The organism is Desulfuromonas svalbardensis, assembly GCF_055389415.1.
Window position 1 is genome coordinate 263,486 of the sequence record NZ_AP042416.1, and the last position, 18,899, is coordinate 282,384.

General features: G+C 46.7%; 21 protein-coding genes. 7 read left to right on the forward strand and 14 right to left on the reverse strand.

Annotated features, from left to right (window positions below; genetic code table 11):
- Window positions 1-4 precede the first annotated feature (4 nt).
- Window positions 5-1,306 carry a M16 family metallopeptidase gene (locus ACZ5KY_RS01245; protein WP_464242096.1) on the reverse strand — a complete coding sequence of 434 codons (1,302 nt, stop codon included), beginning with the start codon at window positions 1,304-1,306 and terminating at the stop codon, window positions 5-7.
- 42 nt (window positions 1,307-1,348) lie between these two features.
- Window positions 1,349-2,050, reverse strand: coding sequence for an SDR family NAD(P)-dependent oxidoreductase (locus ACZ5KY_RS01250; RefSeq protein WP_464242097.1), 702 nt, complete (start codon window positions 2,048-2,050; stop codon window positions 1,349-1,351).
- 215 nt (window positions 2,051-2,265) lie between these two features.
- Between ACZ5KY_RS01250 and ACZ5KY_RS01255 the strand changes: the two genes are divergently transcribed.
- Window positions 2,266-2,643: a YajD family HNH nuclease gene (locus tag ACZ5KY_RS01255; RefSeq protein WP_464242098.1), complete on the forward strand. Its 378-nt coding sequence runs from the start codon at window positions 2,266-2,268 to the stop codon at window positions 2,641-2,643.
- Window positions 2,640-3,110 (forward strand): DUF1499 domain-containing protein, encoded by a 471-nt coding sequence (locus ACZ5KY_RS01260; RefSeq protein ID WP_464242099.1) that lies wholly within the window; start codon window positions 2,640-2,642, stop codon window positions 3,108-3,110. The genes ACZ5KY_RS01255 and ACZ5KY_RS01260 overlap by 4 nt, the downstream gene beginning before the upstream one ends.
- Before the next feature lie 559 nt (window positions 3,111-3,669).
- Here ACZ5KY_RS01260 and hemB read toward each other — a convergent pair.
- The 5 genes from hemB to ACZ5KY_RS01285 all read right to left on the reverse strand — a co-directional run bounded on the left by hemB (window position 3,670) and on the right by ACZ5KY_RS01285 (window position 8,621).
- Window positions 3,670-4,647 carry a porphobilinogen synthase gene (gene hemB / locus ACZ5KY_RS01265; protein WP_464242100.1) on the reverse strand — a complete coding sequence of 326 codons (978 nt, stop codon included), beginning with the start codon at window positions 4,645-4,647 and terminating at the stop codon, window positions 3,670-3,672.
- Between the two features lie 60 nt (window positions 4,648-4,707).
- Complete coding sequence (locus ACZ5KY_RS01270; RefSeq protein ID WP_464242101.1) at window positions 4,708-5,517, reverse strand: uroporphyrinogen-III synthase; 810 nt, start codon at window positions 5,515-5,517, stop codon at window positions 4,708-4,710.
- A gap of 3 nt (window positions 5,518-5,520) precedes the next feature.
- A complete protein-coding gene (gene hemA / locus ACZ5KY_RS01275) occupies window positions 5,521-6,825 on the reverse strand; it encodes a glutamyl-tRNA reductase (protein ID WP_464242102.1) in 1,305 nt (434 codons plus the stop codon).
- 64 nt (window positions 6,826-6,889) lie between these two features.
- On the reverse strand, window positions 6,890-7,723 hold the full coding sequence (gene ccsB / locus ACZ5KY_RS01280) for a c-type cytochrome biogenesis protein CcsB (protein ID WP_464242103.1): 834 nt from the start codon (window positions 7,721-7,723) through the stop codon (window positions 6,890-6,892).
- 319 nt (window positions 7,724-8,042) lie between these two features.
- Complete coding sequence (locus ACZ5KY_RS01285) at window positions 8,043-8,621, reverse strand: SIS domain-containing protein (RefSeq protein ID WP_464242104.1); 579 nt, start codon at window positions 8,619-8,621, stop codon at window positions 8,043-8,045.
- Between the two features lie 172 nt (window positions 8,622-8,793).
- Here ACZ5KY_RS01285 and trxA point away from each other — a divergent pair, with 172 nt between their 5' ends.
- Window positions 8,794-9,123 carry a thioredoxin gene (gene trxA / locus ACZ5KY_RS01290; protein WP_464242105.1) on the forward strand — a complete coding sequence of 110 codons (330 nt, stop codon included), beginning with the start codon at window positions 8,794-8,796 and terminating at the stop codon, window positions 9,121-9,123.
- Window positions 9,124-9,219: 96 nt separating this feature from the next.
- Here the strand turns inward: trxA and yjgA are convergent, their stop codons facing one another.
- The 7 genes from yjgA to prmA form a co-directional block, all read right to left on the reverse strand.
- Entirely contained in the window at window positions 9,220-9,741 is a 522-nt protein-coding gene (gene yjgA / locus ACZ5KY_RS01295) for a ribosome biogenesis factor YjgA (RefSeq protein WP_464242106.1), read from the reverse strand.
- Between the two features lie 91 nt (window positions 9,742-9,832).
- The gene (dtd, locus tag ACZ5KY_RS01300; protein WP_464242107.1) at window positions 9,833-10,282 is read right to left on the reverse strand and encodes a D-aminoacyl-tRNA deacylase; all 450 of its coding nucleotides are present in this window, start codon (window positions 10,280-10,282) and stop codon (window positions 9,833-9,835) included.
- Window positions 10,283-10,285: 3 nt separating this feature from the next.
- Complete coding sequence (locus tag ACZ5KY_RS01305; protein ID WP_464242108.1) at window positions 10,286-10,918, reverse strand: pyrimidine 5'-nucleotidase; 633 nt, start codon at window positions 10,916-10,918, stop codon at window positions 10,286-10,288.
- A 3-nt stretch (window positions 10,919-10,921) separates the two neighbouring features.
- Complete coding sequence (gene dapF / locus ACZ5KY_RS01310; protein ID WP_464242109.1) at window positions 10,922-11,767, reverse strand: diaminopimelate epimerase; 846 nt, start codon at window positions 11,765-11,767, stop codon at window positions 10,922-10,924.
- The gene (locus ACZ5KY_RS01315) at window positions 11,764-12,582 is read right to left on the reverse strand and encodes an RDD family protein (RefSeq protein ID WP_464242110.1); all 819 of its coding nucleotides are present in this window, start codon (window positions 12,580-12,582) and stop codon (window positions 11,764-11,766) included. Before ACZ5KY_RS01315 ends, dapF begins: the two co-directional genes overlap by 4 nt.
- A gap of 64 nt (window positions 12,583-12,646) precedes the next feature.
- Window positions 12,647-13,405 (reverse strand): 16S rRNA (uracil(1498)-N(3))-methyltransferase, encoded by a 759-nt coding sequence (locus ACZ5KY_RS01320; protein ID WP_464242111.1) that lies wholly within the window; start codon window positions 13,403-13,405, stop codon window positions 12,647-12,649.
- Window positions 13,405-14,340, reverse strand: a complete 936-nt coding sequence (prmA, locus tag ACZ5KY_RS01325) for a 50S ribosomal protein L11 methyltransferase (protein ID WP_464242112.1) — start codon at window positions 14,338-14,340, stop codon at window positions 13,405-13,407. Before prmA ends, ACZ5KY_RS01320 begins: the two co-directional genes overlap by 1 nt.
- Before the next feature lie 255 nt (window positions 14,341-14,595).
- Here prmA and ACZ5KY_RS01330 point away from each other — a divergent pair, with 255 nt between their 5' ends.
- The 4 genes from ACZ5KY_RS01330 to ACZ5KY_RS01345 all read left to right on the forward strand — a co-directional run bounded on the left by ACZ5KY_RS01330 (window position 14,596) and on the right by ACZ5KY_RS01345 (window position 18,733).
- Window positions 14,596-15,399, forward strand: coding sequence for a pyruvate, water dikinase regulatory protein (locus ACZ5KY_RS01330; protein ID WP_464242113.1), 804 nt, complete (start codon window positions 14,596-14,598; stop codon window positions 15,397-15,399).
- Between the two features lie 91 nt (window positions 15,400-15,490).
- Complete coding sequence (locus ACZ5KY_RS01335) at window positions 15,491-16,162, forward strand: response regulator (protein ID WP_464242114.1); 672 nt, start codon at window positions 15,491-15,493, stop codon at window positions 16,160-16,162.
- Window positions 16,163-17,275, forward strand: a complete 1,113-nt coding sequence (locus ACZ5KY_RS01340; protein ID WP_464242115.1) for a sensor histidine kinase — start codon at window positions 16,163-16,165, stop codon at window positions 17,273-17,275.
- An 81-nt stretch (window positions 17,276-17,356) separates the two neighbouring features.
- Entirely contained in the window at window positions 17,357-18,733 is a 1,377-nt protein-coding gene (locus ACZ5KY_RS01345) for a DegQ family serine endoprotease (protein ID WP_464242116.1), read from the forward strand.
- The last annotated feature ends 166 nt before the right edge of the window (window positions 18,734-18,899 follow it).

Consider the following 18,899-nt stretch of genomic DNA (forward strand, 5'->3'; position numbering starts at 1 on the left):
TCTCTTAGCCCCTAGCCACCGTCGCGGCATGTTCACTGAGCATCGCCTCGACGGTGGTTTTATCTTCCTCGCGCCACGGACCAACACAGACAAAATACAGCCGATCATCACACAATGTTATCTTAGCGGCTTGCTGTACCAACTCAGGTGTGACCCGTTGCCAGGCGTTGGTATCATCACTGAGAGTTCTCATATCGTCGCTCACTTCGCCCCAACCATAACGCACAGCGAGTTCCTGAACATTGTCGTGACTAAAATGGAGCCGATACAGGCCCGTTTGTATCACGCGATCTAGCTCCTCTTTGGTGATCAACTCGCGCGCTCGATCAGCCTCTTCGAGTAAGATCTCCACCACTGGAATCAATTTTTCAGGATCGGTTGCTAAGTCAATTGAGAAGCAGCCACTCTCAGCATACTCTTCTAAACTCGCTTCAACGCTATAGGTTAGTCCCGACTGCTCGCGCAACCGCTGCATCAAACGACACGCACCGCCATCACCTAAAATATGCCGCAACACTCGTGTGCCGAGGGAATCGGGTGAACGGCTACCTTCGCTTCGCCACGCTAACTGAAGGGCCAACTGTGAACCTGAATCACGTACCCAACAACTGCGGGGCCCATCACCACAGACAGGGGCAACATAGGGAAGTAACGGTGGTGGTGTCGCGCCTTGCCAACCTGAAAAAGCCTTTTCAACCGCCTGTTGAACGGCATCAAAATCTACCGCACCGGCGACACTAATCACCACATTGCTCGGCACATAATACTGCTGGTGCCAGCGTTTAAGGTCATCTAAGCTGAGATTACGAATGGTTTCAGGAAAGCCAATCACCGGTAGCGCAAGGGGATGATCACCCCACATCATTTGAGCAATGCGGTTATCAAGGCAGATATCTTCACCGTGTTCGTTGAAGTCGGCCATCGCCTCCTCCAACACAATGGAGCGCTCAGTCTCTAAACCGAGAAACAGTGGAGCGGTGAGTAGATCGGCAAAAAGTTTCATCGCTTCAGGGATAGAATCAGGATGAACCGTCGCATCGTAGCACGTTGTTTCGGCATCTGTAGCCGCATTGACTGAACCACCTAGGCGCTCAAAAGCTTGCTCAATGAGCGGGCCAGAGGGGTTGGTCTCATTACCGCGAAACACCATATGCTCAAGAAAGTGGGAAACTCCCGCTAACTCAGGTGTTTCATTGCGCACCCCAACAGCCACATAGCAGATCACTTCAACACTGTGGAGATGGGGCAAGGGAGCCACCAACAGACGTAACCCATTGGCGTAGGTGGCACGATGATACTCTTCCATACATTCCTTATCGCAGATCAATACCTACTGCGTGTTCCTTATTTAACGTGGGAAAGCACCGTTATTCACATCTAAACAGGTGCCATTCATATATTCCGGGCTGTCCGTCGCCAACCATACGATGGCATTGGCAACCTCATCAGCTTCGGCAAAACGATTTAAATAAACCGCACTTTTAATCTCTTTTTTACGTGGTTCAGGGATCACATCTAACATCTGCGTTTCAACAGGGCCAGGAGCCACAGCGTTGATCACCACCCCCTTGGGGCCAAGAATTTTAGCAAAACTCTTGGTGGCATTGATCAGCCCAGCTTTGGTGATGCCGTACCACACATCGGGATGGCCAATTTGGCCTGCAATGGAGGCGTTATTAACAATACGTCCACCACCGTTTTCCACCATGCTCTTCGATACTTCGCGTATCAACGCCACAGGCGCTTCGATATTCAGCTTTAAAATTTCAGATAGCTTATCGGTAGGATAACCATCATACGGCAGCGCATGCATCACCCCCGCATTATTAACTAAAATATCAATATGACCCAACGAACCGATCAAAGCGGGGATTTGATCCACTTGAGTGAGATCAAAACTCTTTGTAATAATCTGGTCAGCGTTCAATTCATCTCGTGCAGCAAAATCGCGCGCAACGACAATCACGGTATCGCCTAATGCGACAAAACGACGCGTCACCTCAAGGCCGATCCCCTTATTACCACCTGTCACTAAAACTGTTCTTGCCATGTTGTACCCTCTGAATCTCTTTCATTGCTGTAAAAAATTTTGACCTATGATGAAAAGCAATCCATATTAGAGTTATAGTGTATAAAACGATATCGTCATAAAAAATCGTAAGTTTTTATTCTACACTGATCTCAGTGCGATACGCTATTTATTTACGAGTACATAATTAGGTTAATACCATCTGTAATCAGTCAATTTCCACCTTAGGAGACGGCATGTCGAACAGTAAAGAAACGTCCGAAGAGATTCTTGATCGCATCCGCCATGAACACCAACAACATCAAGCTGGCTATCGCGAACAAGCGTTAAAAATGTACCCGTGGATATGTGGTCGCTGCACACGCGAGTTTGAAGCAAAAAAAGTACGAGAACTCACCGTTCACCATAAAGACCACAACCATGACAACAACCCAGCCGATGGCAGCAACTGGGAGCTGTTATGTATCTATTGCCACGATCAGGAGCATACTCGCGAGGTTGAGCAACAACGTGCTGAAGCCAAACCTAGTGGACCAACGAAGCCAACCTTAGGCCATTCACCCTTTGCCGCCTTGGCCGGTGCATTTAGCGATGGCAAATCGGAACAGCAATGAACAAATCAACGGTTTATCTGCTCCCCCTTATTCTTTTTTTGGCGGTATCTACCATGTCCTGTTCAACGACAACAAAACACCCCTTGGGTCTTATTGATGAACAGCTTGCCCCCTGCCCCAACAGCCCGAATTGCATATCGAGTGAAATGAGCACCAGCACTGCGTACATTGAGCCGTTGGCCGTTATAGTTGAACCTGAAGAAGCGTGGTTGTGCCTTAAGCGTTCCATTGAAGGATTAGGGGGCACGATTAAACGGCGAGATGATCGCTATCTGTGGGCGACGTTTAAGACAAAGGTATTTCGCTTTGTCGATGATGTGGAACTACGCTTTGATGCTGACTCCAAATTGTTTCATGTGCGCTCGGCATCGCGAGTTGGCTACTCTGATTTAGGGGTCAATCGGAAACGGGTGGAGATATTGCGGGAGAGATTTGCAGAGGAACAAGAACAAGCGTTGAAGCCGTAGGGCAAGACAATTGCGGGTTATGTTGCAGTGAACGGTTGAATCCATCGATACTAAAAGTATGGCGGCGGTCGGGGCCGCGACCCCGAATTACTTCAGCCTATGATTGTTGTTTTGTGCTATTTAAATTGATCACGTACCACGGTCAAACCCTTAAAACCTAAGTTCAAGTTCGCGGGTCTCGTCCCGCAGCCGACGTACTTTTTTGACTGGCCAAAAAAAAGTAAGCAAAAAATGGCCTTGAAAATCTTGCCCTTCGGGATGACCCTAACCAAACATACAATGAGTCTGTTTCCCTCTTACGTTAACGTGGCGGCTCGTCGGCCTCTCGGCCTCCAAATCAGTTTTAATTCGTTATGATGGTGTAGAGGAAATTGAATCCGTGTGGCCCTCAAGTTTCCAAGTGGCACCTGAATTGTTACTGTTTGCGAAGACTTTAGCCGTGCAGGGTTACTCCAGTGGTCGGTGACCACTTATCATAATTATTACATCAAAACACAAAAGGGCGACTCCGCCATAGCAGAGTCGCCCTTTTCATTTCATTTCACTTCAAATTCAACTGCTACTCAGCGTTAAGAATCTTCGCCGCATCTTTCGCATGATAGGTGATAATCAAATCAGCCCCAGCGCGTTTCATACCAATGAGGGTTTCCATCATTACGCGGTCGTAATCAATCCAGCCTCTTTCGGCTGCGGCCTTGACCATAGAGTACTCGCCTGAAACGTTATAAGCCACCAACGGCAGGTCAAAACGCTCTTTGATATCACGAATGATATCCAAGTAAGCCAAAGCAGGTTTGACCATAAGAAAATCAGCACACTCATCAACATCAAGGGCCGCCTCGCGGAATGCCTCTTGACGATTGGCAGGATCCATTTGATAGCTACGACGATCACCAAATTGTGGCGTTGAATCCGCGGCATCACGGAACGGGCCGTAGTAGGCGCTGCAATATTTAACCGAGTAGCTCATGATGGGGATATGGGAGAAATCATTGTCATCGAGAACCCTACGAATGGCAGCAATACGGCCATCCATCATATCACTTGGAGCAACGATATCCGCGCCAGCTTGAACGTGGGAAAGTGCCTCTGCAGTCAACAACTTGAGGGTTTCATCATTATCAACATCGCCATCTTTAATCACTCCACAATGGCCATGATCCGTGTATTCACACATACAGACGTCGGTAATCACTGTTAACTCGGGAACCTCTTTTTTAATCGCCCGGATGGTCTCTTGAATGATGCCCGTATCGCAATAAGCATCGGTTCCCATACCATCCTTACACTCGGGGATACCAAACAGAATGACAGCGGGAATACCCAATTCATAGACTTCGCGCGCTTCGATGACAATATTATCGATTGAATGCTGATAGATCCCCGGCATGGAGGGGATCTCTTTTTTGATGTTTTCACCAAAGGCACTAAACATGGGATAAATCATGTCATCGACACGGAGAAATGTTTCACGAACCATTCGGCGAATATTGCTGGTAGAACGCGTACGACGAGCACGATATTCAGGAAAATACATGGAGAATCTCCTTCTCAGCTCCGAGTGATCGGAGGATTTAGGTCTAAAAAAAGTGGAAGATTAACGATAAAAATCAAGCAACGCAGAAACCATCCCATCAAGAGTATAGTCTTGCGGTTCAACATCAATATGTAACCCTAAGCGCAGTGCTGTAGCCGTGGTCAGCGGGCCGATAGAGACCATAACAAGGGACTGAGTTAAACTTGCAGCATCATCGCCGAGTAGGGCGACAAAATTTTCAACGCTGGACGATGAAGTAAAGGTCACCACATCGACCTGGCGCTGATTAAATAACGTTCGCAACTGCTCGCCACCACTGGCAGCAGGAACGGTTTGGTAGGCGATCGGATCATCGACCAGTGCTCCGGCTTTCGTCAATTGTGTCGGAATCAGTTCGCGGGCCAATTGCGCCCGTGGGTAAAGAACTTTAGCCCCTTCAACCCCTTGCTGACAAAGGAGCTCAATGACGGCTTCAGCACGATATTGCTGTGGTTGCAGATCTGTATCGCGACCGAGTTCCTGAAGGGCTTGGGCTGTTTTAGGCCCGACACACACCCACTGAACAGGTGACGAAACATCGCCACTCAATTGATCGAGCAAGCCTAAATGTTTCATCCGCTGATAAACCGACTGAACCGCGTTCACCGAGGTTAAGATCACATAGCGGTATTGCGACAACTGAGTGAGGGCTTGATCGAGGGGCTGCCAACTAACTGGGGCGATAATTTCAATAACAGGAACCGCCTCGGCAGACGCACCTTGCTGGTGGAGCAAGTGCACAAACGGTGCAACTTGATGAGCCGCGCGGGTAATTAATACCCGCTTGCCAGCTAAGGGCGAGGCTGTCGCTGGGGGGAGTGAACCCGCCATCAGTTAATCGCTCTCAACTGCTTTAAGTTTCCCCTCAGGAACAGCGATTTTCAAATCAAACAACACTTGCAAAGCATCAACATATTGCTGCGCTTCAGAATCTTTCTGAGCCTGCTTAAGTGCCTTGGTTGGTGGATGTAGAAATTTATTGGTAAGGGCCGAACTCATGGCGGTGATCGCTTTGCGGTCGCTGTCACTTAAATGCTTGAGGTTGGCAAAAGTTTTCTCAAGCTCAGCTTGGCGCAAGGTTTCAATTTGCTGGCGCAAGGCAACAATGGTTGGTACCACATCAAGCCCTGCCATCCAGCCTTGAAACTGACCAATTTCGTGCTCGATAATCTCTAGAGCCTGTTCCGCCTCTTTATGACGCTCTTTAAGGTTGGCATTCACCACCCCTTGTAAGTCGTCGACATCATAAAGATAAACGTTATTCACATCGTTAACACGGGGATCAATGTCACGCGGCACGGCAATATCGATATAAAACATCGGCCGATTTTTCCGTTGTTTTAATGCCGCCTGCACCTGACTCGCTTCGATAACAAAACTGGTTGCTCCCGTAGAAGATAAAACAATATCAGCCTGATGAAGGTGATCGTGAAAGTTTTCGAACAAAACGGGCTGACCTGAGAACTCTGCGGCCAGTTTCTCGGCCCGAGCAAAGGTCCGATTGGTAACCAAAACACGCGTCACACCATTATTAACAAAGTGTTTCGCTGCTAGTTCACACATCTCACCAGCACCGATAAGGAGAACAGTTTTGCCCTCAATAGAGCCGAAAATTTTACGCGCCAATTCAACCGCTGCAAACGATACCGATACGGCATTGCCGGCGATATTAGTTTCGGTACGTACTCGTTTAGCAACGGAAAATGCTTTATGGAGAAAACGATTTAAGATCAAGCCAGCCGTCTTGTGCTCGGCAGCGTAACCGTAGGAGGTTTTGATTTGGCCGAGAATTTGCGGTTCGCCAATCACCATTGAATCAAGACTTGAGGTCACATTGAAGACGTGACGAATCGCCTCTTCACCTTGCATGGCATACAGATGCGACTCGAGGGTGTCCAGTGGAATCTGATGGTAATCAGCAAGAAACTGCTTCAATTGTACGGCAGCGGAATCACCATTGGTACTGGCAGCGTAAAGCTCAACCCTGTTACAGGTCGAAACAATGATCGCTTCACACACCTCTGACAGTGCAAGCATCTGCTCAAGTGGAGCTTGCATTGCCTCGGGAGGAAACGCAACCGTCTCACGTACTGACACAGGTGCCGTTTTATGACTTAATCCAACAACAATAATATCCATATTTTAATCCGCAAAATCTCGGTAACAGTTGGTTCAAAAAGACAAAATAACCGCAGTGAAAACCTTAGCCCGCCATGGAGCTATAGCTATGTAACCCCGGCAGCAGCATGTTCACACCGACAAAGGTGAACAGAACAAAGATAAATCCGACAATAGCCAAAACAGCAGCCCGACGTCCACGCCAGCCTGTTGTTAGCCGGCCATGTAATAACGCGGCATAAATAAACCACGTGATTAGTGCCCACGTCTCTTTTGGATCCCAACTCCAGTAAGTTCCCCACGACATTTCAGCCCATACTGCCCCTGAAATAATCCCCATTGTCATCAACGGAAAACCAAAGGTCAGGCAGCGATAGTTAATCATATCGAGGGTATCAAGTGAGGGTAAGCGATAATAAAGAGCTGAAAACTTTTTACTCTTCAGCATCCGTTCCTGTAACAGATAGAAAATTGCCGCGACAAAAGCAACGGTATAAACAGCATTGCCTAAAAAGGCAAAACTGATATGGACCGGCAACCAAAAGCTATCGAGCACAGGATTAAGATTTTGCACCTGCATCGGCATCAAGCTACCAAACAACATCAAAACAAGAATAATGGTGCATGTTGTTGCAGCGAGCACAGCCATCCGTAAGCGCCGGTCTACCAATAAAAACGTTCCAGCCAATGTCCACGCAAAGAACGAAAACGATTCGTGTAAATTAGTGACCGGGGTATAGCCTGCTTCGATAAAGCGGGTAACAATGGTCACAGTATGGATGAAAAAAGCCACCATCAACGACCAGCGCCCCCAGCGGTCACTGCCGGGGCGATTAACAACCACGCTAAACAGATAAAGCAATGTTGCAACAGCATATACGACTAACGTTAATTTAAATAACAGGATGTTCACATCCATGAGATCCCTCTATTTCATAGCATTAAGAATAACGATTACCGCCTAGCAGACTGTCGGGCTTGACGAGCCGTAGCGATAAACAGCTTCCTTGAGACCAGATTTTCGACCATTTAAGAGCGAATAGTGAGCCTATTTGTCGAAAATGGACGGGAAGATGGGCCAAGTCCAGCTGATTCGCAGTAGGTTCTTGTAAAGTCCGACAGCCTGCTAGATTCACCAACAAACATTGCATAGTAGGCGCGCCGTTAAATCACTGTCAACTTCTTTTAGCGCAGCACGCATATTTGCGTACTGAACCACAAATGATCACGATTTCGTACTATTCGAAGCCAAACAGTTCAGATTCAACCAATTGACAGAGGAGCTGACAAAAAAACAACACCGCTTCCACCCCACGCGCATGGGTAGGAGCCATCATAGGGAGAACAAGATCAGCATCTTCCTTTTTCCATGGATGATCATCGCCGCAGGTCATCACCAGTGTCGAACAACCGACCTCTTTGGCAGTCCGTAAAGCAGCGACCATTGCTGGGCTTGCATTGCAGTCGAGAAACAACACACAATCATCTGCGTTAGCTTGAGCCTGTAACTGGCAGCTAAAATATTGTTCAAAGGCCGCAGACTGGGCAAGGGTCGTCGCCAGGCCAGCATCTTGGTTCAACGCCACAACAGGTAGAGATGGCCGCTCTTCGCCCATTTGAAACAAAAAGGCATTGGCAACTGTGCTCGCCACACCCGCGAAACGGCCACTGCCAACAATGATCAAGCGTTTACCATTAGCAAAAGACTCCGACAAGCTCTGGGCATACTGTTCTAGGAGATCTGAATTTAACGCCAAAGATTGCTCAAGGGTTTCATTATGCTGTTGGTACGCGGTAAATATTCGACTCTCTGACATATCGCCCCTTTATCGGTTAAACGTAAACATCCGAATCGTTCTAACATTGAATACAACAATAAAGCCTTGCTTTTTAGCAGCGGTGTTTCTATCATTACCACCTATTAAATCATATGTAATATTGCATTCCAATCAACACATAAATAACCCTATCCGTGGAGGATCGTATCTCATGGCAAGCGACAATGTTTTAGAATTTACTGATGACAATTTTGACTCTGAGGTCATCAACTCAGACACCCCTGTTCTCGTTGACTTTTGGGCAACATGGTGTGCGCCCTGTAAAGCCATTGCACCAACAATTGACGCACTTGCTGACAGCTTCAAAGGCAAAGTAAAAATTGGCAAAGTCAATGTTGATGACAATCCCGGTATCCCAGGTCAATTTGGTGTTCGTGGCATCCCAACCTTAATTTTATTCAAAGATGGCAAAGTTGTCGATCAACTGGTTGGTGCGATTCCTAAAAACCAACTAGAAGAATTGATCAACAAAGCCCTTTAGATTTAAGCATCACGATCATAAAAAGCTCAGCCGGTTCCGCCGTCTGGGCTTTTTTGTTTTTATTTAATTAATCGTCGCGCCTAGTTTCTCTAGGTTTTATTGGTCATCGGCAGCAAGGGTGGCATCACTGCCATCACGCAAGCAACGAAAAATTTGCCGATAGTTCTTCTTATCATCGGCTCCCTTGTATGTGTTAACCAACCGCTTCAACTCAATCACATCTAAACCTGAAAACAGTTCACACGCCTCTTCCAACGCACACTGAGCTGTTTCAGTGACACACAATTTCCCGCGTAAGACCTCAAGTTGATGAGTTAGACGCGTGTCATCGCGTTGCTGTTGATGGTCCCCCGCAACAAATGCTTTAAGCTGGTCTGCTTCATCGAGATCAGAACGTAACAAACCAGCGACAAACTTTATCTGCCGCTTTCTCGAACCATGCCCTTTCGTCACGCGCGTTTGCGCAAGCGCACTTAAAATTTTCTCTGAAGCGGGTAGGCGAGCAAAATCGGCATCAGCCATATCAACTAAATCGTGTACGAGTTGTTCTATAGATTTTGCGTCACGCTTACGTGACGAACGACTGATTTCACTTGGTTGCTGTGGTGCTTCTTCCATCTGCATTATCCTTTATTGCTAGCACACATTGTCGATACTCATCACAGAGACAGTACAGCAATCTGCGCATAATTTTTATGAGCAATTTTGATTAAAATTCTTTCCTACTATCGAGCATCATGGTGACGGGACCATTATTAACCAAGTGTACCTGCATATCAGCTTGAAACACACCACAGCCAACTATAATACCGCGCTGACGGACCTGATCAACAAAAAGATCATACAGTTGCCGTGCGCTTTCGGGTGGTGCCGCCGCTGAGAAGCCGGGCCGTCGCCCCTTACGACAATCAGCCAACAGTGTAAATTGCGACACCGCGAGCAGTTCACCTTCAATTTGAGCGAGGGAAAGATTCATTTTACCCTCTTCATCCTCAAAAATCCGCAAATTGAGAATTTTATCAATCAAATAATTAAGGTCTTTTTCGGTATCACCTGTGGCAACACCCAACAAAACCACCAGCCCTTGGGCGATGGAACCGGTAACGGTTTGATCGACTTCAACACGTGCTGAGGTAACACGCTGAATCACAGCTCTCATCGCTTAGGCCATCCAATCTTGAATTACGCCACCAACCTCTTCAGCACAGCGAACCACAGCGTCAACATCATGATGTGACTCTTGGTCACTCACTAAAATGGTTTTCATCCCCAATGCTGATGCGGTATATAAGTTTTCAATGCAATCTTCTACCATAACACACTCTTCACCCGTTAAGCCCGTTGCTGTCAACACCGCATCATAGGGTGAACGATGGGGTTTGGGGACGTAATCACTTACCCGAATATCAAAAATATCCTCGAAACAGTCGTCTATTTTAAGACAATTGAGGACACGGTGAGCATGACAACGGCTACCGTTAGTAAAAACGAATTTACGTTGCGGAAGGTTCTTTAACACTTCGCGTAACGGTTTATTTTCAGATAAGCGACTGGGAACATCGATGTCGTGAACGTAATTTAAATAGTCTTCAGGGTCAGCGTCGTGTTCACGGATAAGGCCTTGTAATGTCACACCATAGTGCTGCCAGTAGCGTTGGCGCAAGGTGTCCACTTGATCTTTATCAATACCAATCACGTGATGCATATAGTGGTTAATTCGCACATCCATGAGGTTAAACAACGCGCGGTCTGCCCCATACAAGGTATTATCAAGATCGAACAGAATCGCTTTCATCGCCTAAGGTTTCGACTCTGGGAATTCACCACTGAAGACCTCAACTGCAGGGCCTGTCATATAGAGTGCTCCCGATTCGTGATACTCCATTTGCAGGTCACCCCCAGCGAGGTGATTGGTAATAATACGCTGGGTGTGCCCCGCTAAAAAAGCCGCAACAGTTACAGCTGAAGCACCCGTACCACAGGCAAGTGTCTCACCCGCACCACGTTCCCACGTACGCTGTCGAACCTCAGTGGTTGAGACCACTTGAACAAATTCAACATTGATTCGACGGGGAAATTGCGGATGGTTTTCGATCAACGGGCCCCAATAATGGACGGGAAAATTTTCAACATCATCGACAAAAACAACACAATGAGGATTACCCATAGATAGACAACTAACAACAAAAGTTCGATCTTCAACCTCAAGAGGCACATTAAGGGCCTGACTTTGGCCATCGCCGAGCATCGGAATTTCATGACGACATAACCGTGGCTGGCCCATATCAACACGAACCCGATTAACGTGATCTCTGTCATCAGTAAACAGTTCCAACGTCAATACGCCTGACTGTGTTTCAACCTTCAAACTGTGCTGGACAGCAATTCCATGATCATAAACATATTTCGCCACGCAGCGCACACCATTGCCACACATTTCGGCTTCGCTACCATCAGCGTTATAAATACGCATTTGAACATCGGCGCACTGGGAAGGGAGGATCAAAATTAAACCATCTGAGCCGATGCCAAAATGACGATCACTGACCTGTTGCGCTAGAGTGGCAGGATCGTTAACGGTTTGGTTAAAACAATCCACATAAACATAATCGTTACCAGCGCCCTGCATTTTAACAAATTTCATCCGTTCACCTCGTCACATTTTGATCCACATGCCAACGGGTCATCTTCATCGGCGAGAGTCTCAACATTTGCCACAACACGAGTTCCGGCAAAACGATCATTCCATCCTCGCTGTTCTACATCAAACACTACTCGAAAATAGCCCCAACCACCACACAACAGCGACAACAGACCACCAACGGTACGAAAGCCTCCCTCACCAAAACTCAGCAAGTCACCATTTTTGCTCACAACAGTGAGCTTAACCACCATTTTCCCCACGGTTTGCCCTGTACGGTGCAACAACGTGAAGTAACTCAAAAGGGATGCAATCAGTATGAGATAATACGAGATACGCAATGACACGTTTTCGAGTAATAGGTGGAAAAAGTCGAGAAATAGCTGATCGAAGCCCCATGCACCTACAGCAACAAAGCTACACCAGATCGAAGCAATAACAACGAGGTCTAGAATTGTTGCAATAATGCGGCGGACAACGTAATGCGGCACGTCTTCACCGACAGAAGGTTCCTCACTCATTGGTACAAAGCTGGTGATGTCATCATCCACCCCTGTGATAAAGTTCCCTGCGTGATCACGTGACTGTAAAAAAGAGGGAAACACCCTCTCCTTGCGCGGCATAGAGGGTACACTATTTTGACCCATCTGGGTCGGTGATAAATTAGAGGACGGCAAGGGTAAGGAAGGTTGTGCTGGGCCATCCAGATCAGCCGGGGCACTCTCAGCCCCCCCCCCATTAATGGACAAAAAGTCACCGCATTTTTTACAGTTTTCTAAACCGTCAAAGTTATTATAACCACATTGTGAACATCGCATACTGTTTGATCTTCCCTAATGGTCGATAGTTTATCTAACTAAGATTCAAAAACACCCATCAAGATCAAGTCGTTATCGCATCTCGTTTTGGTACGAGATTTAAATCACCATAATGAAACTGTAAAATCGCTGAAAGGGCGAAACCCGCCGTCTCAGTACGCATAATCCGTGGCCCTAAGCCAACAGGAATAAAGCCATGCTTCAATGCACAACCAACTTCGGCAGAACTCAATCCCCCTTCGGGGCCGACGATAACAGCGACACTCTCAGGAGGCTGGGTGGGCAAAACATCCCGAATCGGCAGCGTAGCTTCTTCCCATAAAATTAACTTAAGCTGTGCTTGGCACAGTGACACAACTTGCTCAAGAGCCAACGGTGTTTCGACAAGAGGTAGCCATCCGCGCCCCGACTGCCGTGCTGCTTCATTAATAATTCGTTGCCAGCGTTCCATTTTTCGAGCTAACTTATTTTCTGGCACTGAGAATTGACAACGATCAGTTGTGATAGGCTGAAACCTTGAGACACCGAGTTCAGTGTTCTTCTGTAAAATCAGATCAAACTTATCACCAGAAGGAAGCGCCTGGATCAATTCAAATCGCAGTGCTGTTTCCTCCTCAAACCATTGGTCGACAACCACAACAGAACCACCATTTGAACTCAGCGCTTCAATTTGAGCATGACAACACTGACCATGTCCATCACAGAGTAAGACATCGGCTCCCTGCCGTAGGCGAAGAACCGTTTTAATATGATGCGCAACCTCTTTCGGTAACGAGATTTTAGTTGAGCAAATCAGTCCTTCTGGAACAAAGAAACGACGCATCAATCTGCCTTAGTATAGACGATACAAGCCCATTCCTGCTCATAATAAATCTGTGGCCCAATCATATTGAACGCGGCAAATGCTTCCGTGACAAGAGCAACTTTTTCATCAAGGATACCTGACAGAATCAAAGTCCCCCGAGGTGCAAGACGATCCACCAACGGCTGAGAAAGACGAATATTTTCTTCAGCGAGGATATTGGCTAAGATCACATCAAAATTATCCGGCAACTCTTCAAGAAGAGTATCTGTGACCTCAATAGAAGCACTTAAACCATTTTGAGCGATGTTATCTCGTGCCGTTCCACACGCATCTGAATCAATATCGCAGGCGATAATCTCACTTGCCCCTAATGCCGCAGCAGCAATCGCCAAAATACCCGACCCCGTACCAACATCTAAAACACGATTCGGCGGCGGACAATCAGGAGAGCTGCGATCAAAGAGTTGCGCCAAAGTCTCAAGGCAAAGATGCGTTGTACCGTGCGTTCCAGTACCAAATGCCATGCCGGGGTCGAGGGTCACAACGACATCATCATCGTGTGGGCAATACTCCTCCCAGCTTGGCTTAATCACTAACCGATCCCCTATGTGAGTGGTCGAAAAGTGCTGTTTCCAGTCCTCAGCCCAATCTTGTTGGCCCATTTCACCAACAACAATTTGGACATCCGTTAATTCGGGATGAATGAGTGCGAGCCGCTGAAGGCACAATTCAAGATCCTGCAATAAAACAGCCTGACGCGAACAATCTTCAAAGTAAGCTTTCACCGTAAAAATATCGCTATCTGTTTCATCTGGATCGGGGGGAATAAACGTATCCAGTGATCGCTCTTCGACAACAACACCCACACTGCCAAGCTCATTCAGCTCATGGCACAGAAGATCCGCTGTCGACACGGGAATACGTAACATTATTTCAAGCCATTTTTCAGTCATTTCGCTTATGTAACAAAGCTCTCCCCTAAAGGCAATAAAAAACCTTGACAATCAATCATCGATTGCGTTTAACTTTACCGATACTAATGAACTAAATACTCTACTTGGTTCCAATAAACCATATAGTGGTTTAACCATTCATTAATTGGTAGCCAATTTCAGACGAGTGAGACTTGCAGTTCTCCTCATATCTGGTACAGTCTTTAAAAAGGCTAATGAATCGATGATACGTTGAATAGACCAATACAGGCCAAAATGGATAATCCTAAGGTTTTTCTCCTCTCCGATGCGACAGGGGAAACAGCTGAAAACTTAGTCAATGCAGCGCTCACCCAATTTCGTGGTGCTGGAGTGCAACTGAACCGAATTAGCAATGTACGCACAAAAAACCAGGTGTATGAAGCTCTTGACGCGGCGGTCAGTCAGCGAGCACTGGTGATCTACACAATGGTTAATCGCGAGCTATCACGCTTGGTTCACGACGAATGTGAGGCTTTAGGATTAACAAACTTTGACATTATGACACCGTTACTTGTGCGCTGCTCAGAATTTCTTGGTGCGACGCCAAATGAAACACCAGGTCTACTTCATGGCGTTGACGAAGAGTATTTTCGCCGTATCGATGCCGTTGAATTTACGGTGCGAAATGATGATGGTCAAGAAACACGCTTTTTAAATAAGGCGGACATTGTTCTTGTCGGAGTTTCACGAACAAGCAAGACACCTCTTTCTATCTACCTTGCTCACCGTGGTTGGAAAGTGGCGAATATCCCACTAGTTAGTGGTATTGAGCCGCCAAAGGAGCTATTGAGCATTGACCATAAGCGGGTGATTGGACTGGTCATTAACCCTGAACGCTTGGTTGAACTTCGCGCTTCACGATTACGCAACCTCGGTCAAGACCCGCGTACAGCATATGCTGATTTCGAACAAGTCGAGGCAGAGTTAAAACAAGCAAAAGCATTTTTCCGCAAGCAAAAATGGTCCATTATAAACGTAACAGGAAAGGCAGTTGAAGAGACTGCAAATGAGGTCTTAGTTAAATTGAAATTAAAATAGTTCATCGCACATCACGATAATTTAATTTCGCATTGCAACGTAAGTTGCACATTATCAATCGCAAGAGATTGCAGATAGAGGAGTACTACCAATGAAAATCCTAGTCGTTGAAGACGAAAAGAAGGTCGCTAGCTTTATCCAGCGTGGCCTTGAAGAGGAATCATTTAACGTTGACATTGCAACCAACGGTGAAGAGGGCCTCTCGATGGCAGAAGCTAACCATTACGACCTGATCCTCATGGACGTAATGCTACCGAAAAAAGATGGTCTTACCGTCATTAAAGAGCTACGCAACAAAGAGATCACCGCACCGGTATTATGCCTTACAGCTAAAGATAGTGTTGAGGATATCGTTGCTGGCCTCGACAGTGGCAGCGATGACTACCTGACTAAACCTTTTGCTTTCGCAGAACTTTTGGCCCGTGTTAAAGCGCTGGTACGTCGCGGAGCTAAAGACCGTGGTGCAGAGATCTATTTTGCCGACCTACGCCTTGACCCTGTAACTCACAAAGTGTGGCGTTCTGACAAAAGCATCGAACTTACGGCCAAAGAGTATGGCCTTCTTGAGTACTTTATGCGGAATCCAAATCAAGTACTAACACGCGCTATGATTGCTGAGCATGTATGGGACTACACCTTCGATTCATTCACCAACATCATTGATGTTTACGTTAACTACCTACGTAAAAAGGTTGACAAGGACCACACCAAAAAGCTTATTCACACGATCCGTGGTGTTGGTTATGTCCTAAAGGAGGACTAATTGCTCCTGCCCCATTCAGCAAAAGATCGCCTAGTCCTTTGGGCTGCCCTCGCGCTGGCTGTCACTTCGACAGCCAGCGCTGTGGTTTGCCTTACCTATTCTTCCCGCGTAGCGAAAGCCGCTGCTAGCGCTGGAACAATAGCTATGAATCAAGGGCTAAACTTCGAGATACTTCTCCCGCTCATCATCCCTTATATCTTCTTACTCGTCACCATTGTTATGCTGTTCAGCTGGCGTATTGATCGTTGCATCAATCCGCTATTCGCACTAACACGACGCTGTCGCGAAATCACTATCGACAATCTCAGCCTCCGGTTCCCTAACTCCGAGAACTGTAAGGACTCTAATGTCCTAATTACAGAATACAACACGATGCTCGACCGCCTTGAATCGGGGGCAAAAAGGATTCGACAATTTTCAGGAGATGCTTCCCATGAACTTCGTACACCATTGACAATTTTACGCGGTGAAACTGAAGTTGGTTTACGGTGGGCGAAAACGACGGAAGAGATGCGTAACATCCTCCAATCAAACATGGAAGAGATTGATCGGATGGGCAGGATCATTGAAGACCTACTGACCCTCGCTAAAAGCGAATCAGGCGAACTACCATTATCGATTCGTGAAATCAGCTTAAGCGACTTACTGCAAGAACTTTACCTGCAAGGGCGAACGCTCGCTGAACCAAAAAATATTGAGGTAACCTTGAGGCACAAGGTCAATTCAGAGATTGTAATTCGTGGCGACGACCTCCGTTTACGTCAACTTTTTCTAAATCTGATCAGCAATGCTATTCGCTATACTCAGGACAACGGCACCGTAACCATCGATGTCGATCGTCAAGACACTCAAGTGATTATTGAAATCAGTGATAACGGCATCGGAATTTCCCCCAAACATCTGCCCCATATTTTTGAACGATTTTATCGTACTGACGAAGCACGCAACCGCAGCACTGGCGGCACAGGTCTCGGATTAGCAATTGTCCAATGGGTTGCCGATGCCCATAACGGCACGATTCGAGTTACATCAACTCCCGATGTTGGCAGCACATTTTCAATCAGCCTCCCTGTAGATGGGCCAAAAACAAAAACAAAATCAGAAACAGCATAACGCATACATAATACTTGCGCCCAAAGAGATACATGTTATTTACTTGGCCAAATAAACAATTAAATTTCATGGAGGAACTGCATGAAACAGATCACCATATTTCGACTTCTTTTGGCCTTAACACTCTTCGTTCCAGCGACAGTTTGGAGCCATACGCCTGATTTTGTAGCATTAACTAAACAGCTAAAGCCTGCTGTAGTAAACATCAGCACGTCATTACGCAACCAATCAGCGCCTTCCAGTGATCAGCAACCGTCATCGACTCACCGTGATTTCTTTGAGGAGTTTTTCAAAAACTTCCTGCAAGAATACAATGGCCCGAATGACCAAAAAAAATCACTGGGATCAGGCTTTATTATTTCAGATGATGGCTACATTCTGACCAACGAGCATGTCGTTGACAATGCGGTTGAGATCAAAGTTCAAATTGCTGGAGGAAGAGTCTTCTCGGCGACAGTACAAGGCATTGACCAAAAACTTGATCTTGCACTATTAAAAATTGAAACAGATGAAAAGCTGCCAACAGTATCACTGGGCAACAGCGATGAACTTGAGATTGGTGAATGGGTCATGGCAATCGGCAACCCGTTTGGGCTCCAGCAAACGGTAACGGTTGGTATTGTTTCAGCCAAAGGGAGAGTTCTTGGCGCAGGACCATATGATAATTTCATCCAAACGGATGCCTCTATTAACCCGGGTAATTCGGGCGGTCCGCTATTTAATACACGCGGAGAAGTTGTCGGAATTAACGCAGCCATCGTCTCTGGGGCACAAGGGATCGGCTTCGCGATTCCTATTAATGCAGCGAAAAACATTTTGCCTCAACTTAAAGAGACAGGTCATGTCACACGAGGCTGGCTAGGTGTCACCATACAAAAAGTATCCAAAGATCTCGCCGATTCTTTTGGCCTTAAAACAACAAGTGGAGCACTGATCTCCTCCATTGCAGAAAGCTCACCAGCTCAACAGTCAGGCTTAAAACGGGGAGATATTATTGTAACTCTCGACGAACATAAGATCGAGACAATCAACGATCTGCCACGCTTAGTGGCCGACATTGCTATTGGCGATGCCGCAAATATCGGTATCTATCGCGGTGGCAAGAACCTAAATGTTATGGTGATCATTGGCGAACTAGATGCTGACGAAAAGATCGCCACAGCACCTGTTCGAGAGAACCCACTCGGCATCACAACCATGGACCTTAGCGATGAGATTAAAAGACGCCTAAACATCCATGCGGAGCAAGGCGTTGTGATCACCTCGGTCCTGCCGGGCGACGTTGCAGAGCAAGCTAAGCTGCTCCCCGGAGATGTAATCGTCGAGTACAATAATCAACAAATCTCTAACCAACGCGACCTCAACAAGGCGATCGCTTCAGACAACCATGAGAGAGTTCAACGCCTCCTTATTCAACGTGGCAACGGTTTATTTTTCACGACATTAAACCTTGAGTAACGGTATCGATTCGAACCACCAGCGATAATAAACAGGCCAGCGACTCATGGCACAAAAAAAGCAACAAACACGCACTGTGCATTCGCACAGTGCGTAATTAAATTGCCTATGCTAGCCTTTCTACCATGCGTATTAAACTCAAACACCAAATCCTAATGGCCCCAGC